The sequence below is a fragment of the Pseudarthrobacter sp. CC12 genome (assembly GCF_039907755.1).
Lineage (GTDB): Bacteria > Actinomycetota > Actinomycetes > Actinomycetales > Micrococcaceae > Arthrobacter > Arthrobacter niigatensis.
Genome location: NZ_JARDJH010000039.1, coordinates 1 through 15,936, shown reverse-complemented (window position 1 = coordinate 15,936; position 15,936 = coordinate 1). Strand labels below are relative to the sequence as shown.

Annotated in this window: 12 protein-coding genes and 2 pseudogenes; 5 read left to right on the top strand and 9 right to left on the bottom strand. The window is 64.2% G+C overall.

The window, feature by feature from the left end; translation table 11 throughout:
* Window positions 1-599: 599 nt before the first annotated feature.
* Window positions 600-1,220 (bottom strand): hypothetical protein, encoded by a 621-nt coding sequence (locus PV772_RS19690; protein WP_133247130.1) that lies wholly within the window; start codon window positions 1,218-1,220, stop codon window positions 600-602.
* An 809-nt stretch (window positions 1,221-2,029) separates the two neighbouring features.
* On the opposite strand from PV772_RS19690, the gene PV772_RS19685 reads away from it, so the two are divergent.
* Together PV772_RS19685 and PV772_RS19680 are read left to right on the top strand one after the other, a co-directional pair.
* Complete coding sequence (locus tag PV772_RS19685; RefSeq protein ID WP_133247131.1) at window positions 2,030-2,218, top strand: hypothetical protein; 189 nt, start codon at window positions 2,030-2,032, stop codon at window positions 2,216-2,218.
* A gap of 430 nt (window positions 2,219-2,648) precedes the next feature.
* Window positions 2,649-2,753: pseudogene (locus tag PV772_RS19680) on the top strand (DNA-binding protein); the annotation flags it as partial.
* A gap of 5 nt (window positions 2,754-2,758) precedes the next feature.
* Here the strand turns inward: PV772_RS19680 and PV772_RS19675 are convergent.
* Window positions 2,759-3,322: a hypothetical protein gene (locus tag PV772_RS19675; protein ID WP_347887286.1), complete on the bottom strand. Its 564-nt coding sequence runs from the start codon at window positions 3,320-3,322 to the stop codon at window positions 2,759-2,761.
* 137 nt (window positions 3,323-3,459) lie between these two features.
* Between PV772_RS19675 and PV772_RS19670 the strand changes: the two genes are divergently transcribed.
* Together PV772_RS19670 and PV772_RS19665 are read left to right on the top strand one after the other, a co-directional pair.
* A complete protein-coding gene (locus PV772_RS19670) occupies window positions 3,460-4,344 on the top strand; it encodes a hypothetical protein (protein ID WP_347887285.1) in 885 nt (294 codons plus the stop codon).
* A gap of 149 nt (window positions 4,345-4,493) precedes the next feature.
* Window positions 4,494-5,000, top strand: coding sequence for an Rv3235 family protein (locus tag PV772_RS19665; RefSeq protein WP_347887284.1), 507 nt, complete (start codon window positions 4,494-4,496; stop codon window positions 4,998-5,000).
* Window positions 5,001-5,111: 111 nt separating this feature from the next.
* Here PV772_RS19665 and secA read toward each other — a convergent pair whose 3' ends face one another.
* The 7 genes from secA to mtrA form a co-directional block, all read right to left on the bottom strand.
* Window positions 5,112-7,853, bottom strand: coding sequence for a preprotein translocase subunit SecA (secA, locus tag PV772_RS19660; protein ID WP_347887283.1), 2,742 nt, complete (start codon window positions 7,851-7,853; stop codon window positions 5,112-5,114).
* Between the two features lie 42 nt (window positions 7,854-7,895).
* Window positions 7,896-9,164: a crosslink repair DNA glycosylase YcaQ family protein gene (locus PV772_RS19655; protein ID WP_347887282.1), complete on the bottom strand. Its 1,269-nt coding sequence runs from the start codon at window positions 9,162-9,164 to the stop codon at window positions 7,896-7,898.
* Window positions 9,165-9,193: 29 nt separating this feature from the next.
* Window positions 9,194-9,919, bottom strand: coding sequence for a ribosome-associated translation inhibitor RaiA (raiA, locus tag PV772_RS19650; protein ID WP_347887281.1), 726 nt, complete (start codon window positions 9,917-9,919; stop codon window positions 9,194-9,196).
* Window positions 9,920-10,063: 144 nt separating this feature from the next.
* Window positions 10,064-11,008 (bottom strand): ComF family protein, encoded by a 945-nt coding sequence (locus PV772_RS19645; RefSeq protein ID WP_347887280.1) that lies wholly within the window; start codon window positions 11,006-11,008, stop codon window positions 10,064-10,066.
* A gap of 130 nt (window positions 11,009-11,138) precedes the next feature.
* Complete coding sequence (locus PV772_RS19640) at window positions 11,139-12,854, bottom strand: LpqB family beta-propeller domain-containing protein (RefSeq protein ID WP_347887279.1); 1,716 nt, start codon at window positions 12,852-12,854, stop codon at window positions 11,139-11,141.
* Window positions 12,851-14,623 carry an MtrAB system histidine kinase MtrB gene (gene mtrB / locus PV772_RS19635; protein WP_246839650.1) on the bottom strand — a complete coding sequence of 591 codons (1,773 nt, stop codon included), beginning with the start codon at window positions 14,621-14,623 and terminating at the stop codon, window positions 12,851-12,853. The genes PV772_RS19640 and mtrB overlap by 4 nt, the downstream gene beginning before the upstream one ends.
* A gap of 88 nt (window positions 14,624-14,711) precedes the next feature.
* Window positions 14,712-15,386 (bottom strand): MtrAB system response regulator MtrA, encoded by a 675-nt coding sequence (mtrA, locus tag PV772_RS19630; RefSeq protein ID WP_141159962.1) that lies wholly within the window; start codon window positions 15,384-15,386, stop codon window positions 14,712-14,714.
* 176 nt (window positions 15,387-15,562) lie between these two features.
* Here mtrA and PV772_RS19625 point away from each other — a divergent pair.
* Window positions 15,563-15,936 (top strand): annotated as a pseudogene (locus PV772_RS19625) (hypothetical protein); the annotation flags it as partial.

Sequence of the window (15,936 nt, the reverse complement as noted above, 5' to 3'; positions counted from 1 at the left end):
CACATGTAGGCATACGCGAGGAGCGGGGATAGACGCGTTCTTCCAGTTTCACGGAGCCGCACGGAAGAGGATCCCTTCACCGCACGGTTGTGGGACTCCCAGGAAAACTGGGATGTTCAATAATCTAGGTTGGGGTTACGCTTCAGCACATGAACGAGCATGCGGTTCCCAATCCTGCCGGCGGGTACTTATTTGAGTTCAAGGGAAAACGCCCCCTTCGCGAGACGGCCCGCTGGGTATCTGGCGTCGGTTTGGTTTGCACGGGAGTTGCAATCGCGATCATAGGGAACGTCATCCATTCCTACTTATCCATGCCGCTTGGGATCGCGGTAGCAGTTCTCGGTGCCATCATGCTCGTCTTGCACGCAATGACAAAGAGTCGAACGAGGGCTGTGGCTGCTGCATCCGGCCCCTCTGGCAAGCGCCATGTGGAGAATGGAAACACCAGACGGGATTCGGTTGCAGCGGAACTTGCCCTTCTAGCAGACCTCTATTCGAGGGGCGCCCTTAGCGCAGAAGAATTTTCGGCAGCCAAACGTCGCGTACTCGATAGTTAAGTGTCCAGACTTTAAGGCCGTCCGCTCGAGGATGGGCTAAAGCTAGCTGCAAGTCCCTGCTTCGAGGGAGAGCATTACGTGGTGTGGTTGGTTTTCACCTGCAACCAGGACTTCTAGCGGTACGCAAGCAGTTGTCTTGCCTCCGAGCGTGAAGCCGCCGACCCAAAACACGCGTCCGGGCTGAGCTGCAGAGGAACATCCCTGGTAGGTGACCGAGGAGTAGCCGGAGGCGGGGCCGGCCTCGGTCAGAATGCCAGCCCAAGTCCGCGCGGAGGCGCCTATCGAGACGGTTACCCTGGTGTCGGCCGGGAGCTCGGTGCCCTGTTTAAAATGCGCTATGCCGTCGGCGTCGATGTAAGGGACGGAACCATGGTTGTAGCCATCTGCCAAACCGGGGTACACCAGCGGGCCGATGATTAAATCATTGGCAGGGTTCGGCGCTGGTGCTGTCGTGCTTGCAGGTCTGGCAGCTTCGCACCCGACTGACCCGATTTCATCGGGATGAAAGGCTCCTTTGCTGCTGGGCGATAGCGTGGACTTTCCGGTCGGCGCCCCCGTGCTGCCTTCAGTCGGTGATTCGGAGCAGCCCCACAACGTCAGCGTTGTGATGATGGCCGCGCAGAGGATTGCAGTTCTAAGACCGGTTTCTTTTTTCGCATGCATGAGGCCCCCAGACTTTTGCCGGTACTCTACGCGGCGAGAGCATAGAGAAACAGGGAGGTAATGAGAAGTGCGTGTAACCGATCCATTTACGTGCGTCGATGTAGGAACAAGCAAACTACTCCCATCCCTCTTCAGGGCACGACCCAGTTGGCCGCAGTCAGACTGCAGGGGACGACCACGCATCTGGCTTGAACTCCGCCGCAAAAATGTAGACTCCCGATGTGGGCGCGACAGACGATTTGAGGCATCTGCCGAAGGGCTGGGCCTGGACGAAGCCAGCGGAACTTGTGACTGACTGGCTTGGTGATCCGTTCCTGGCCAAGTCTGACGCTGCGGTTCTTCCTCCAGGATGCAAGGACAGCACGTGGATTCTTCACAACCAATACGTCTGCCCTGAGGGTGTAGAAGTCCCCGCGTACTGGAACGACGAGGAGCAGCCGGGACCAGGATTTGGGTTCGGCTCGCACCCACCGAGTGGCTGGCAGCGGTTGACTTGGGGGGAGCTCGCTGCTTACAAAGGCGTCCCTTTGAGGGGACCATCGTTTGATGGGCATGAAGTGCCCCCGTGCTTCCGATGGGAGGCAACTTTGGGACGCGAAGAAGTCATCAAGGGAAGCCCATTAAAAGCCTCAGCGCCGACAGAAGGATCTCTTGGCCGAGGGGACCTGGAAAATCTCCTCCCCGTACTCGCAGCACATACCGCATCTACGCGCGTACAGGGAGCCTTTTCGGAATGCGATCTTGGCGCTCGACTGGGGGATGGTACTCAGCTTGCGGTCACCTTCGATCTGGGGACCATGCTGCTTGCCATGCTTGGCGCAGCCGAGAGGCAGTTCACCCCGGAGTATTGGTGGCCTGAAGACCGGTCCTGGGTTGTCTGGACCGACTGGGACCTTGAGGGCACCAAGGTATTCGGCAGCCACGACCTCGTGCAAAGCCTCCGAGATCACCCCAACATCGAAACGCTCAACTGGTTCACTGATGGAGGCCGCCCGTAAGCCGGTCGACCATCGTGCCGCGGAAGCCAGCTGACGCGTTCCGCGCGGTTGCTGGCCTGGGCAATGTACGTAAGACCCGGACGATGAAATGCACGGTGATGGGGGGATTACTGCAACCATGCTTGGTTGGCTGGTATGAGGATCGGTTATGCCCGGGTCTCTGCGAATGACTAGGACCTGACCGCCCAACGAAACGCTCTCCTTGCCCTTGGTGTTGAAGAGAACCAGATCTTCGTCAATCACGGACTGGCGGGAGCGATTCGGGTGCGCCCCTGGGCTCCGTGGAGCGGCGGCATGCCGGTCAATACGCTTGTCGTGACCAAGCTGGAGCGTTTACAAGCTACCCTTACACCCACCCAAAAAGTGTTAGGAACGAGCCGCAGGATGGCCTGAACAAACAATTCATACACATGAGAAGAGGCAAGATAACCGCGGGCAGTGGCGTGTGGAAGAAAAGATGCTGGAGCAGTACATCGAGGAACGCTATGCCGAGGCCAGCCGCATGATCCAGGAGTCACGCTCCAAGTCGGTGTAACACCGCTACACTGAGCCGGCCTTGGGTGACCTGATCATCGCCAGGGCGGTAAAAGGAATGACTGACACCTGGCCCACGCTGTGGGTCCTCCGGGCCTCCCCCGGACTGACCACTGCCAGGTCGATGTAGTCCCCGCCAACCCGGTCGATAACTCCCGTCAGCCGCCCGGCCCCACCATCGATCGTCACAGTCACTTCCGCCCGGTCGCGCGCCAGCGCCCGGAGAGAATGCGCCAGTCCCAGCGCCCGGCGGACTGCTATGTTCTCCGGGCGGACGTACCTGCCGAGACCCACGTATCGCGCTGCAGCCGCATAGGGAACCAGGACCTGATGCCGGTCTTCATCCAAGACCAGGGCATCCGCCCCGACGTGGGTCAGTTCGCCCGCCGCAGACTCGCCGCACAGCAGATGGACCCCGATCCTGCAGCCGAGAACTGCCCGCAGCCTGTCTTCGAGCCGCAGGCCAACCATCTCGGCCCGTGTCCGCTCACCGACTTCGGCGTCGAGCGCCAGCCGATCGGCCTCCGCGAGCTGGCTTTCCATGTCATTGAAGAGGGCATCCCAGCGCATCCCGCCAGCGTAGGATGCGCTGCGCCGCCAGTCAACGCGCCTTGTTTTCATTCCAACGTCTGGACAAACCTCGTCCAAGCAGTTCAAACTGGACCAAACAACATCTAATCGCATCAAACAGATCCAAAGGCGGAAAAATGAGTCGATTGAACTCCAGGGAGTGGCAGGATGCCGCCATGGTGATGGCCCTGCTGGTGCTCGGCTTCCTGCTCAGCGTCCTGGGATCAGGGCTGTTGGAACAATGGCGGGTTTCGACAGCCGGCGCGCAGGAAGCATCCGTTGAATTCCTCTTGGCTGCGGCCGCGGCCGCTGCCGGCATGGGGCTATCGCTGTGGTGGGTATTTTCGATGGGGTGTGCTGGAACTTCCCTCCTGCTGGAGCGGCTGGGGCGGCATAGGGCCGCGGCCGCCACCCGCAAGCTCTCTCCCGCTTTCATGCGAAGGGCACTGGTCGCCGCCCTCTCGATACAGCTGTTGGCAGGGGCCGCAGCGCAGGCCGCCACCACTGGGCCGGGGCCGGCGTGGACACCAACTTACGGGCAATCCTCCGCGGCTCCATCCACTCATGCACCGGCCAACGGCGTTCCGGCCCCGGACCAGGATGGCCAGCCCGGGATCCCTTCCCCAGCTCAACAGGTCAGCACGGAGACCCCACGGACCGTTATGGAAGGCGCGTCGCCCCAATGGCAGCCAACGGCCGGGACGCCCACCACCGCACCTATCCCAGGGTGGCAGCCCGTTTCCCCTGTCGTTGAACCTGGCCTGCTCGCCGCACCCCAAAGCAGGACCACGGCGGGGCCGAAGCCGGAGGGTCCTGGAACGGATACCCAGCCGGACCAAGTAACCGTTCTCGCCGGGGACACGCTGTGGTCCATCGTGGCCGCCCAGCTGGGTCCGGGGGCATCGGATGTAGACATAGCCCTTGAGTGGCCGCGGTGGTATGCAGCGAACCGGGCGGTTATTGGTGGCAGTCCGGACGTCCTGCTTCCGGGCCAGATTCTTCAGGCGCCCGCAGGACCTTAGCGTTCACCGCCCCCGTTGCGCCCGCCCCGTGTCCGGCAGGACCGGGACGTCGCACCAATATGCCCTCACGCCGTACCTGCATGGCCTCCGGAGCCATCCAACGCCAATACAGCCGCTCAACATCAGCTATCTGAAGCAAGGGGAAAACAATGACCGCAGTGACACCGGTACGGGCCGTCCGGGAGATGGCCGCCAACACCGTCAACGGCGGAACGGGCTTTGCCAAACCCCCGTCGGGGACAGGCGACGCGGCGCCCGCAGGCCCGCCCCCCGGTGCGAACGCGCCGTCACTGCGGCCAATCAACGAGGCAGCGGAAGTCAAGGCCATCACCAGGGGAACGGTCCAGGCCTCCATGGAAGTCCTTGCCGGGGTCCGGCCCATTCACCAGTTGGCTCGGCGCCTTGATCCGCGGTGCCTCGCATCGCTGCAGCACCGGGCCGCACTGATCAGGAGGGAACTTACAAGGACGGGGAATCCCGCGCTGGCCCGGCTCCACCGGAATTCCACTGTCCGCTCAGTGCGGGTGTGCGAGGTGGCCGAGGGGATCTACGAGGCAAGTGCCGTGGTGGTGGATGACGTCCGGGCACGTGCCGTTGCCGTCCGGCTTGAGCGCAGCAAGCAGGTTTGGCGGGTCGTTGAACTCGTTATCGGTTGACTCTCCGAAGGCAGCACGGGACAGAAACGCTGTCCGACAACCAATCAGGGCAGGGGCCCTGAGGCCCCTGCCCTGTTGACCAACGCCGTCAATGATTTTGCGACGCTGCCGCTACTTCTTCTTTTTCTTCGCGGGGCGCTTGGCCGCGTCCTGTGCAGCTGCCTTGGCAGGGTTGCCGGATCGTCCGCTTCCTGCGCGGGTTTCCACGCGGGTCTGGGTACCGCCGCTCTCGCTGGGAGCCGTGTACTGGAGCTGTGCCGGCTTTTCGGGGGCCTCGAGGCCGGCTGCATGAACCTGCGGGTCCACGTGTTCAGTGTGGCCGCCGGCGGCGTCCGGAACCACAACATCCTGTGCCGGCGTCACTTCCACCTCAAGGTTGTACAGGAATCCGACGCTTTCCTCCCGGATGGCTTCCATCATGCTTTGGAACATGGCGAAACCTTCGCGCTGGTACTCCACCAGCGGATCACGCTGCGCCATGGCGCGCAGGCCAATGCCCTCCTTGAGGTAATCCATCTCGTAGAGGTGTTCCTGCCATTTGCGGCCAATGACGGACAGGACCACACGGCGTTCGAGCTCGCGCATGCTTTCGGAGCCGATGACCTCCTCGCGGGACTGGTACACCAGCCGGGCGTCGGAAAGGATTTCCTCCTTCAGCAGTTCCACCGTGACCCTGGACTTGCCGCCGGCTTCTTCGATGATGTCTTCCGCGGTAACGCTGACAGGGTAGAGCGTTTTGAGGTTCGTCCACAGCTGGTGGAAGTCCCAGTCGTCCCCGTTCCCTTCTCCGGTAGCGGCGTCGATCAGGGCCGTGATGGTGTCCTCAATGAAGAACTGCACCTTCTCGTGGAGGTCGTCGCCCTCAAGGATGCGGCGGCGGTCGCTGTAGATGGCTTCGCGCTGGCGGTTGAGGACGTCGTCGTATTTCAGGACGTTCTTTCGCTGCTCGGCGTTCCGGCCCTCCACTTGTCCCTGGGCGGAGGCGATGGCCCGGGACACGAGCTTCGATTCCAGCGCAACGTCGTCCGGCACGGAGCTGTTCATCAGCCGTTCCGCGGCGCCGGAGTTGAAGAGCCGCATGAGGTCATCGGTCAGCGACAGGTAGAAGCGGGACTCACCGGGGTCGCCCTGGCGGCCGGAGCGGCCGCGGAGCTGGTTGTCGATGCGGCGTGATTCGTGGCGCTCGGTGCCCAGGACGTAGAGGCCCCCGAGGTCCAGGACTTCCTCGTGTTCGTCTTTGACGGACTGCTTGGCTGCTTCGAGCGCTGCGGGCCACGCGGCCTCGTACTCTTCGGAGTTCTCCTCCGGATCAAGCCCGCGCTTGGCAAGTTCGGCGACGGCCGTGAATTCGGCGTTGCCGCCCAGCATGATGTCCGTACCGCGGCCTGCCATGTTGGTGGCCACGGTAACAGCGCCCTTGCGTCCCGCCTGGGCGACGATGGCAGCTTCACGGGCGTGGTTCTTGGCGTTCAGAACCTCGTGGCGGATGCCTTCCTTGGCGAGGAGCTTGGACAGGTACTCGCTCTTCTCCACGCTGGTGGTGCCCACAAGGACAGGCTGGCCTTTTTCGTGGCGTTCGGCGATATCGCGCACCACGGCGTCGAACTTTACAACTTCGTTCTTGAAGACGAGGTCCGGCTGGTCGATCCGCTGCATGTCCCTGTTGGTGGGAATGGCAACGACGCCGAGCTTGTATGTGCTCATGAACTCGGCCGCCTCAGTCTCGGCGGTACCGGTCATGCCGGAAAGCTTGCCGTACATGCGGAAGTAGTTCTGCAGCGTCACGGTGGCGAGGGTCTGGTTTTCCGCCTTGATCTCGACGCCTTCCTTGGCCTCGATCGCCTGGTGCATGCCTTCGTTGTAGCGCCGGCCCGCCAAGATGCGGCCTGTGTGCTCGTCCACGATCAGCACTTCGCCGTCCAGGATGACGTAGTCCTTGTCGCGCTTGAACAGTTCCTTGGCCTTGATGGCGTTGTTCAGGAACCCAATCAGGGGCGTGTTTGCTGACTCGTACAGATTGGAGATGCCCAGGTAGTCTTCGACCTTCTCGATGCCGGTCTCCAGCACGCCCACCGTGCGCTTCTTTTCGTCGACCTCGTAGTCCTTGTCCGCCTGCAGCCGGAGCACGACCTTGGCGAATTCGCTGTACCAGCGGTTGGTGTCCCCCTGCGCCGGGCCGGAGATGATCAACGGCGTACGTGCCTCGTCGATGAGGATGGAGTCAACTTCGTCCACGATGGCGAAGTTGTGGCCACGCTGGACCAGCTCGGTCCGGTCCCACGCCATATTGTCGCGCAGGTAGTCGAACCCGAACTCGTTGTTGGTCCCGTAGGTGATGTCGGCTGCATACTGCTGGCGGCGGACAGCCGGATCCTGGTTGGCGAGAATAACGCCGCTCGTCAGCCCAAGGAAGCGGTAGACACGGCCCATGAGCTCGGACTGGTATTCGGCGAGGTAGTCGTTGACCGTGACCACATGGACGCCCTTGCCGGTGAGGGCGTTCAGGTAGGCGGGAGCGGTCGCCACCAGGGTCTTGCCTTCACCGGTCTTCATTTCGGCAATATTGCCAAGGTGCAGGGCGGCACCACCCATCAGCTGGACGTCGAAGTGGCGCATGCCCAAGGTACGGGACGACGCTTCGCGTACAGCGGCGAACGCTTCCGGAAGCAGGTCATCAAGCTTTTCGCCATCCTGGTGGCGTGCCCGGAGGCGGTCCGTTTCTTCCCGCAGTTCCGCGTCGGTAAAGGTCTTGAATGAGTCTTCGAGGGCGTTAATGGAATCGGCATAGTTCCGCAGCTGCCGGAGTGTTTTCTTGTCACCCGTGCGGAGAATTTTTTCGATAAGTGATGCCACGTGAAGATGCTCCCAGTCTGATGCCGCCGAATTCTGGCGTGTTCAGTCTACGGGAGAGACACGCGGCCGGTGCCCCTTTTCCCTGAGAGCGGATACTCCCTGGAGCCGCGCCAGCCCGTGGGCCACGGCGGCGGCAAGGTCCCCTGCCGGCTCCACTTCGACGTCGGGCAGGCCAAGCCATTGGGCCATGAGGGGCAGCTCAGCCGCGAGTTCGACGGCGGTGTCCGGGGGTGCGTCCGGCTCGGCGAACGCGGACCTCATCAGAAGCCGCCCGGCTGCCCGGTCCGCTTTAAGGTCCACCCGTGCCACCATCCTGTCGCGCAGCAGGAAAGGGAGCACGTAGTAGCCGTAGCGCCGTTTGGGCTCCGGGGTGTAGATCTCGATCCGGTAATGGAACCCAAAGAGTTCGAACAGGCGCCGCCGCTCGAAGACCAGGGAATCGAACGGGCTCAGCAGTGCACGCCCGGTGGCCTGCCGCGGCAGCACGGAATCCACGTGCCGGAACACCTTCCGTTCCCAGCCGGCCACGGTGACGGGCTGCAACCTGCCCTGCTCCACCAGATACTCAACGGCCAGCGCCGTTGCCTTGACCGGAATCCGGAAGTAATCGGCGAAGCAGCGGACGCTGCCGATACCGTGTGCCCGGGCTGCCGCGTCGGTCAGGCGGCGGAGTGCGGCCACGGCATCACCGTCCGATGCCGCTGCCGCCAGGTGTGGGAGGACTTTGGAGGTCAGCGTGTACCGGCGTTCGAACTGGGCGGTCCTGGAAGCGGCCGATACCAGTCCTTCTTCGAAGAGGTGCTCCAGGACGCGCTTTACGGCGTTCCAGTTCCACCCCCAGTTCTCCGCCTGTCTATCTTCGACATGCCCGATCCGTGCCGTCAGTTCCGACGCCGTCATGGGTCGGGAGCTGGCGAGAACGGCCAGGATCCTGGCCGCCACGTCGTTGCGGAGCCCGGGGTCCATGCGGGAGGCGCCTACCCAGGCCCGTTTCTGCCATAGAAGGAGGTCCCCGTAGTGCTCCGGCCGGATGAAGCTTGCTTCGTGGGCCCAATACTCGAGCATCCGCCGCGGTTGGCTGCCGGACATACGTTGCAGGATGTCCCGGTCGTAGTTGCCAAGGCGTGAATAGAAGGGAAGGAAGTGGCTGCGGACCAGGACGTTGACGGAATCGATCTGGACGAGCTGGAGACGGGCAAAGGTGCGGCCCACCGTCCGTGCTGTCACGGGGCCGGTGGGCCGTCCTCTGTGGAGTCCCTGCGCTGCCAGTGCGATCCGCCGTGCCTGGTCCAGGCTCAGCGATGCCGGCAATTCAGTCCTCTCTGGTGGTTAATGCCGCCTTAAGCGTTGGCGGGGGCGTCGTTCGAGCGGTAAGCGAGGACCTTTTCCTCAACCACCGTGTCTCCCGGTTCGCACTCGTGGTCCAGGGTGATGACGCCGTAGGTCCAGCCGCGGCGGCGGTATACGACCGATGGTGTGTTGGTGGCTTTGTCGACGAAGAGATAGAAGTCGTGGCCTACAAGCTCCATGTTGTCCACGGCGTCGTCAAGCGTCATGGAGGCAGCGGGAAAGACCTTGCGACGGATCAGCACCGGCGAACTCCCGGCCGGGATGTCGTTCTCGACATCGTAGGGGGACTTTTCCTCGGCTGCCTGCGAGGATTCGCTCCAGCGGTTGGCTTCAAGGTACAGCGGCTCGTGTGCGCTGGCGGGTTCGAGGGAAGCGGTGGCTTCACGGACAGCCTTGGGGGTGTGGCGGCCATGGTGGACCTTCTTGCGGTCCTTTGCGCGCCGGAGCCGCTCAAGCAACTTGTTGTAGGCGAGGTCAAAGGCGGCAAATTTGTCTGCGGCGCTCGCTTCGGCGCGGATTACAGGGCCCCTGCCCAGGACTGTCACCTCGACGGTCAACTGGTCGCCGGTCTGCCGGGCATTGGTCTCCTTGGAGACTTTCGTATCGACCCGCTGGATCTTGTCGCCAAGCGATTCGATCTTCGCGATCTTTTCCCCGGCGTACTCGCGGAACCGGTCTGAAACGGTCAGATTTCGTCCGCTGATCATAAACTCCATGGTGCCCTCCAAATGACTTCGGTGACACGACGGCGGCACATCCTTGGGCCCAGCTGTCTGACAGTCGAGCCCCTCTCCGAGCCGCCATCGAAAGGTACATTCTGTTCTTGGTACCCACCACCGACGTTAGTTCATAGCCACCTGTTATTCATCCTTTCCCGGTTTATTTTTTTCTAAGTCATGGCTCCTCCCGTGCGGTATGGGGGCCGGAGTGGCGGGGGCGGAGGCATCGGGCGGGCGTGTCGCCGCAAGCACGACGGCGCCCCTCACCTGGGCGCCGGCGACATGCAGGGCGCGGGCGGCTTCGCCAATGGTGGCACCGGTTGTCAGCACGTCATCGATGATGATGCAGGGACGGCCCAGGACCCTTTGGCGGTTGCCCGGACGGACCCACATGGAACCTCTGACCCGTTGCGCACGGGCTCCCCTGCCCAGGCCTTTTTGGCCGCCCATCCGGCCGGGGAACAGAAGGCGTGGTCCAGGCTTCTTGGCCAGGACATCCGCGACGTTGAGTCCAGGCAACTGCCGTGCCGCCTCTTTCAGGAGCAGGTGGACCGGGCTAAACCCCCGGTTGAGGTACGCGGCCGTGCCGGTAGGGACCGGAACCAGCAGCACCCCGCTGCCGTCCCGGGCTGCAGCCCTGACCGCCGCGGCAAGTGCCCGGCCCAGGCTCCTGCGAAGCTGGTGCTGGCCGTGCCGCTTGAAAGAAAGCACGCCCTGCGCCAGTTCGTCCCGGTACACACCCGCGGCAACCACCGGAAGCATGATGGTCCCGTCGACGTCCACCAACGCGGGCGCACCGCTTTCAGCCCGGAAGGGGCTCCGGGCCAGCCGGCGGATGCGGCTGGCGCAGGATGCGCAGAGAGTGCGGTCCTCCGCACCGCAGCAGACGCAGTCAACCGGCACAGCCAGGGCCAGCAGATCCGCCGCTGCGCCGGACAACCAGTCCGTGAGCCGCAGGAGGACGGCCGCGTGCTCGTCCCTGTGCAAGGCAGGGAAAGGCGGTGGCGGGTGAAGGTCCGGGTCCATCCTCCGGGTACCCTCGGGGCCCGACGCCGTTGCGCCGCCTCCGCCTGATCTGCTGTTCATTCCTGAAGCATTCATCACGTGCGCCCGGTGGTCAGGGCCCCTGCGCAGCTATGTGGACAACTCCGCCGGCGGCTGAAGGCCAGCGGCGGAACGGGTCCGGCCGGGGCCGCGAGGGGATTTGAAACCGGCCTCAGCCAGGAAAAGCGGGATCGATCGGGCCCTTGATCTGTGGCGACCAACCGTTGCCGAGCCGCTGGAAGATGCCCTCTCCGGACTGGACGTAGATGTCGTCTGCACCGTTTCCGGCGCTGATGGCAACCAGCCCGGGCCAGGGCGCCAGCTGCTGCGGCTGCCCGGAGGTGAGCGAGAGAAGTTCCGGCGTGACGTTGGCCCCGGCTGCCCCCTTCATGACGACAACAGAGGTGCCATTAACCCACACCCCCTGGTCGGGATCGCCGGCAGTGGCCAGGGTGATCGGGGGTGTCAGTTCGCGCGGGGTGCCGTCGCCGGCGCGGATCACGCCCGTCACCTGCACCTTGGATTTCCCGTTCTGTTCAGAGATGACCAGGGCGCGCACGCCGTCGCGTGAGATGCGGAATTCCTTCACCGTCCGGCCGGCAAGCCACGACGGCGCCAGGGTCACCGACGGGACGGACGCCCCCTCGGCCACGCCGGTGGGGTGGAACGCCACGACTTCGGTGGCGCCGGAGCCTCCCGGGCCGGCCGTCCACACCCAGTCGCTGACGCTGAAGGACGGCCTGCTGAGGGTGGTTCGGGTGGTCAGGGCACGCGCAGGTTGCCCCGGGCTGATGCTGTAAAGGGTGGTGCGGCCGTCGTTGAGGAAGGCTGCGGTCTGCGACACCGGGGATTCTGCCGGATAGCGCGGGTTGAGGGCCGAGACCGGCTGCATGTCAGGCAAGGGTGAAACCCGGTTGTTCTCATAACGCACCAGTTCGTTGCCGCTGATGGCGATCTGGCGCGACGGAACGGTCCTGTCCAGCACCGGAGGAAGGACCGATCCGTTGTCCTCCACGCGAACCAGGTCCTGGTTGGCGCGCAGTTCAACATTGACCACATCCGGCTGGCTGCGGAAGGTCAGGGTCAGCTGCATCTGCATGCGCAGCCGGTCCTCCGCCGAGGTTTCCGTCAGTTCCTTGGCGGTCAGGTCCACCTGCGCGGCCCCGGCGACCACCGGGACGGACTCACGGGCCAGCTTGATGCCGGAAGGGAACGCGCTGGCGACGGCGCCGCGAAGGTAGGGCGCCGGACCGGACAGCAGCGCGCTGGTCATCGCTTTGACGGTCTTGTTCTTCAGGAACCAGCGGACGTCGGGGATGGCGTAGGTAAAGGTGGGGTCGTAGAAGTAGATGGGATACGCGCCGTAGATCACTTTGAACGTTTCCTCGGCGATGGCGGTCCCGTCAGGAATTGCGGAGATGCGCCACTCGCCGTCCACCTGGGTCACGGTCACGGGAATACGTTCCACTGTGCCCGGCGGCGATTGGGTGGCGATGCCGTCAGCGTCCACCGTGTAGGAGACATCCAGCTCATAGTTGAAGACGTTTTCGGTGTCAGTGGGGACGACGCGCGCCTCGCGGTAGACGAGTGCGCGTTTGTCCGGTTTCCAGGACACGGCCGATGCCTGTGTCAGGTACTGTCGTGCCACCGCGTAGTCATCCTCGTAGCCGCTGCCGGCCCGGTAGAAGTAGTCGATGATGGTCTCGGGCGACGCGCCGGGCTGCGGCGCTGCGGGCAGGAAGACGGGTGCACTGACGTTGCCTGCACTGCTTTCGCTGCTCTTTCCTACCGGCCCGGAGGTGGGAATCCGTGCGCAACCCGCCAGGAGGACCATCAGCAGCGCAAGCAGCGCCGCGGGGTACCTGGCATGGCGCACTCCGGCCCTCATGGTGTCTCCTCGGGGGACTGGACCGGGGCAGGCGCGGCCGCACCTGCCTGCAACAGCAGCATGTTCTTGTAGTCCTGTTCCGCGGGGATGGTGCCCGGCGCTCCGGGTATGGTGGCGTCCTTCGGTTCCAGTTGGAGGGGCGACTCGGTGATAACACCGTCCTGGCGCAACGGCAGGGTCAGCCGGAAGTTGGCGCCGTCGCCCTTCCTCCCCCACGCCTGCAGCCAGCCGTGGTGCAGCTTGGTGTCCTCCATGGCAATGGAGAGCCCCAGCCCGCTGCCTCCCGTAGTGCGGGCGCGGGCAGGATCGGCGCGCCAGAACCTGTCGAAGACCCTGGCGGCCTGGGCCTGGTCCATCCCGATGCCGTGGTCCCTGACGGCAACGCCTACGGCTGTGTCATTCACCGCAACGGTGACGGTCACCGGCCTGCCCTCACCGTGCTCCACGGCGTTCAGGATGAGGTTGCGCAGGATGCGGTCGATCCGCCGCGCGTCCATTTCCACGATGACGGCGTCTTTGGGTGCCGTAAAGAGGATTTCCGATCCGTACTCCGCGGCCACCGGGGCGGCGCCTTCGATGACGTGGGCAATGACTTGGGTGAGGTCCTCAGGTTCAGCATCGAGGACTGCGACGCCTGCATCGAACCGGCTGATTTCGAGCAGGTCCGAAAGGAGCGACTGGAACCGTTCCACCTGGTTGTAAAGCAGCTCGGCGGACCGTTTGTTGATCGGATCGAAGTCGTCACGGGCGTCGTAGAGCACTTCCGCAGCCATCCGCACAGTGGTCAGGGGCGTCCTCAGCTCGTGCGAAACGTCCGACACAAAGCGCTGCTGCATCTGCGAGAGCGTAGCCAGCTGGGTGATCTGCTCCTGCAGGCTGGCCGCCATGTGGTTGAAAGAGGCACCAAGGCGGGCTACTTCGTCCTCGCCCTTGACCACCATGCGCTCCTGCAGTTGCCCGGCGGCGAGCTTTTCGGAAACCATGGCGGCGTGGCTTACGGGGCTGACCACGTTGCGTGTAACGTACCAGGCCACGGCGCCGATCAGCAGGACCAGTACCGCACCGCCGGCCCAGAGGACGCTTTGGATCTCATTCAGTGTTTGCTGCGCGGTGTTGAGGTCGTAGATAAGGTACAGCTCGTAGACGGTGCCGTTGAAGGTGACCTTGTTGCCAACGGCGATGCCCGGCCGGTCCTCGGTCCCCACCGGGATGACGGTGGAAGCCCAGTACTGGTCCTTGCCCGACTCCTGGACAGCCTTGCGCAGGTCCGGGGGAATGACGCTGACCGTCAATTGGTCGGACGCGCGGGACTCGACCCAGCGGTTGCGGGGCTTTGTCTGGTTTGGCATCGCCTCAAAAACGTAGCGGCGTTGGATGACCGAACCCCGGCCCTCCACGGCGCTGAGGGTGTCGGAGACCAGCGTGATGACGCTGGACTGGTCGGTGACCTGGGCGCCGTCGAACGTCTCCTGCACCTGCTTGACGTTGTAGCGCGTCTCAGACTCCGCTTGCGTCAGGCGCTCCTGGAAGAGGTTGTTGGCGATCTGGTTGGACAGGTATGCCCCGACGACGGCAAACGATGTGACGGCCAGCATCAGGGTGGTGAGGACGGTTCGGAACTGCAGCGACCGGCGCCAGCGCTGCTGCAGTGCCCGGCCCAGGTACCTTAGCCCCGGAAGGAACCGGCGGACACCGGTGCCGACCAGCCGTGCCACGCGCAGCGCCACGATGAGGGCGCGGCGCTGCCAGATCCGGGCGCGGAACGCCACGTGCCGAAGGCCGGGAGCCGGTGTGCTGCCGGGCCCAGGCACGTCATGCGGTTCGCCGGCCGGGGAAGTCCCGTCCTGGGCGGCGGGGTCAGACCCCTGCTTTGTAGCCGACACCACGCACCGTCAATACAACTTCCGGGGCCTCCGGGTCCTGTTCGATCTTGGACCGCAGGCGCTGGACATGGACGTTGACCAGGCGGGTATCGGCGGCGTGGCGGTAGCCCCACACCTGCTCCAGCAGCAGCTCCCGGGTGAAGACCTGCCATGGCTTGCGGGCCAGCGCCACCAGGAGGTCGAACTCCAGCGGGGTCAGGGAAATCCGCTCGCTGCCCCTGCTGACGGTGTGGCCGGCGACGTCGATGGTGATGTCCGCGATCTTCAGCGTTTCGGGGGCCTTCTGGTCGCCGGGGCGGAGGCGGGCGCGTACGCGTGCCACCAGCTCCGCGGGCTTGAACGGCTTCGGCACGTAGTCATCGGCACCGGATTCCAGCCCGCGAACGACGTCGGAGGTATCGGACTTGGCGGTCAGCATGACGATGGGGACATCGGACTCGCCGCGAATCTGCCGGCAGACCTCGATGCCGTCCATGCCGGGAAGCATGAGGTCGAGCAGGACAAGGTCGGGCCGCGATGACCGGAAAATATCGAGGGCCTGGGCGCCGTCAGCGCAAAAGACCGGCTCGAAGCCGTCATTACGGAGGACAATTCCAATCATCTCGGCCAGCGCTTCGTCATCATCTACCACCAGAATGCGTGCCTTCATAGCTATATATTCCCTTATCGGGATGGGTTTGTCGTGTTGAGCGGCCTCCCGGCATGGCGGGACACTAGGCCGCCCGACGCCGGAACTATAGTCTTGGGGTCATGCCCAGCACGGCCGGTGCGCACTTTCCGGTGTGCGGCCCGTGGGCAGGCGGACTGGTATGGGGGAGGAAATCAGTGTCACCACATGAGCCGGGTCACGGGAACCCGCCGGAAGAACGGGGCAAGGACCGCGGCGACGGCGACGGCGGCCCCACCGGCACAGGCGCTGGCATTCCTGGGCGGACCGCCCGGGATCAGCCGTGGGCGGCTCCGGCAGGACAGCCAGGCAATCCCCAGCAACCAGGCTGGCCGGCACCGGCGTGGAACGGACCTGGAACGTGGCAGCAGCCCACGCAGCCGCAGCAGTGGCCGCAGAACGCGCCCTACCCGAGCGGGGAAACCTCACGCCCCGGAGGGACCTATCCCGGAGCGCCCTATGCCGGGCAGCCCTACAACGGAGCACCCTATGCCGGGCAGCCCTACAACGGAGCACCCTATGCCGGGCAGCC

Excerpts from the sequence above, each read along its gene's own strand:
- PV772_RS19690 (WP_133247130.1), bottom strand. The coding sequence starts at position 1,220 with ATGCATGCGAAAAAAGAAACCGGTCTTAGAACTGCAATCCTCTGCGCG.
- PV772_RS19685 (WP_133247131.1), top strand. The coding sequence starts at position 2,030 with ATGCTTGGCGCAGCCGAGAGGCAGTTCACCCCGGAGTATTGGTGGCCT.
- PV772_RS19675 (WP_347887286.1), bottom strand. The coding sequence starts at position 3,322 with ATGCGCTGGGATGCCCTCTTCAATGACATGGAAAGCCAGCTCGCGGAG.
- PV772_RS19670 (WP_347887285.1), top strand. The coding sequence starts at position 3,460 with ATGAGTCGATTGAACTCCAGGGAGTGGCAGGATGCCGCCATGGTGATG.
- PV772_RS19665 (WP_347887284.1), top strand. The coding sequence starts at position 4,494 with ATGACCGCAGTGACACCGGTACGGGCCGTCCGGGAGATGGCCGCCAAC.
- raiA (WP_347887281.1), bottom strand. The coding sequence starts at position 9,919 with ATGGAGTTTATGATCAGCGGACGAAATCTGACCGTTTCAGACCGGTTC.
- PV772_RS19645 (WP_347887280.1), bottom strand. The coding sequence starts at position 11,008 with ATGAACAGCAGATCAGGCGGAGGCGGCGCAACGGCGTCGGGCCCCGAG.
- PV772_RS19640 (WP_347887279.1), bottom strand. The coding sequence starts at position 12,854 with ATGAGGGCCGGAGTGCGCCATGCCAGGTACCCCGCGGCGCTGCTTGCG.
- mtrA (WP_141159962.1), bottom strand. The coding sequence starts at position 15,386 with ATGAAGGCACGCATTCTGGTGGTAGATGATGACGAAGCGCTGGCCGAG.